The 1,993-nt window shown below is 65.2% G+C and carries 1 protein-coding gene; it reads left to right on the top strand.

The annotated features are described in order from the left end of the window. Positions 1-161: 161 nt before the first annotated feature. Positions 162-1,757: a transposase gene (locus tag WBQ44_RS19170; protein WP_495568258.1), complete on the top strand. Its 1,596-nt coding sequence runs from the start codon at positions 162-164 to the stop codon at positions 1,755-1,757. Positions 1,758-1,993: the final 236 nt, after the last annotated feature.

Raw genomic sequence — 1,993 nt, 5'->3', positions numbered from 1 at the left:
GCTCGAGCGCTGCTGCTGAGCCGACAGCATCGAGCGTGGGTCATCCGGCCCAGAATGTCGCGGTGGCCGATTGTGCGGTTGATCGGATCAACCTGGAGGCTGTTGCGAAAACGCCGTCTCCGGTGCGCTGTGGGGAGCGCCGAACACGAAATGATGCGCACATGGCTCGTTCGTATCGTCCGGTGGTGCGTGATCAGGAGTTCCTGCTCCCGCCGAACATGGCTGACTGGTTGCCGCAGGACCATCTGGTGTGGTTCATCATCGATGTCGTCGAACAGTTCGACACTGAGGCCTTCCATGCCCGCTCGCGTCGGGGTGGACGGGGCCGTCAGGGCTTCGATCCTGACATGCTCCTCGGACTGTTGCTCTACGCCTACGCGACCGGCGTCCGGTCATCGCGACGCATCGAGCGGCTGTGCGGTGATCACGTCGCGTTTCGTGTCCTGTGCGGCCAAGACACACCTGACCACACCACGATCGCGCGGTTTCGTGCCGACAACCAGGAAGCCTTTGCGGACCTGTTCGCCCAGGTCCTGCGGTTGTGTGCGACCGCGGGGATGGTCAAGGTCGGGATCGTGTCGATTGATGGCACGAAGATCGCCGCGAACGCGGCCAGAGGCGCGAACCGCAGCCCCGATCACGTGCGTGAGCAGGCCAAGAGGATCGCCGATGACATCGTGGCCCAGGCCGTCACGACCGATGCTGGCGAAGACGCCGCAGCCGCTGCTGGGTCCGGAGACGATGAAGATCTTCCGCCCGGTTTTGCTGATCACTCCGGGCGTGCGGCGAACATCAAGAAGGCACTCGAAGAACTTGCCCGCCAAGACGGCCAACACCACGAAGCCGATGCGGCCGACAGGATCCGGGCCGATGAGTTTCTGGCTCGCACTGAGGCCGGCGAGCCGATCGGAGGTGTGCCCCCGGCAGGCGTGGATCTAGTCCGCTACCACCAAGCGCGCTTGGACCGCGCAACCCGACTGATCACCTCTCTCGAGGGAGTTACAGGCAAGCAGGCCTCGCGTCATCGCAGCGAGGCACGCAGGCTGCTCATCGCTGCTACCAAGTCCCTGACCCTCGCACAGGCCAAGGCTGCAGCTGGAGCTATCGACGAGCGCGGCACCTCCCAGCGCAAGCGCGACTGCCTTGAGCGATACGCACGTCAGCGCGGTAGCGCCGGGCGCACCGTGAACGTCACCGACCCCGACAGCCGACTGATGACCGAGGGCTCTGGTGGTGGCTCCGTCCAGGGCTACAACGCTCAGGTCGCAGTCACCGACGACCACTTCATCCTCGGAGTCCACCTCTCACAAGACGCCAACGACAAGCACTGCTTCATCCCGACCCTCACCGCAGCATCCACGTCCGCGGCCGCCATCGGGGCCACCATCGGGACCGCTCTGGCCGATGCCGGCTACTTCACCACGCAGAACCTCACTGCCGACGGGCCCGAACGGCTCATCGCACCGGGCAAGAAGCACACCATCGCCGAGGCGGCCAAGGACCCAACCCACGGGCCACCACCACCCGATGCGAGCCCCGAAGACGCGATGCGACACCAGCTACGCAACCCCGAGAACGCCACGACCTACAAACGAAGATCGGCCACCGTCGAAACGGTCATCGCCCACCTCAAGGACCAAGTCGGACTCCGCACCTTCTCCCGACGAGGACTCCCCGCCGCCACCTCCGAGCTCCACCTAGCCGCAGCCGTCACCAACCTGCTGAAGATCCACGCGAGCACCAGACCCCCCACCTGACGGGCGAAAGCCCGACCCGGGCAGCGCTGCCCCAAAACTCAACAGGCTCCTGGTTGATCCAATCAACCGCGTAAGTGGGGCCCGGTGCGTGTACCTCGGCAGTATCCCTGCGCCTATCATGATGAGCGTGGCCTACCAGAGCTGCCGAACCTCCTGCGGCCACCCGCACGCCTCGGCGATGCGGCCCGCCCACATCCGAGCAGTAGCGTCATCGGCAACGTCGATGATGGTCAGTC

It is taken from the genome of Rhodococcus sp. (in: high G+C Gram-positive bacteria), assembly GCF_049591685.1.
Taxonomy (GTDB): Bacteria; Actinomycetota; Actinomycetes; order Mycobacteriales; family Mycobacteriaceae; genus Rhodococcoides.
The sequence above is the reverse complement of the archived record's forward strand: the minus strand, read 5'-3'. Positions and strand labels throughout refer to the sequence as shown.

Coding starts and splice junctions, on each gene's coding strand:
- WBQ44_RS19170 (WP_495568258.1), top strand. CDS start 162: ATGGCTCGTTCGTATCGTCCGGTGGTGCGTGATCAGGAGTTCCTGCTC.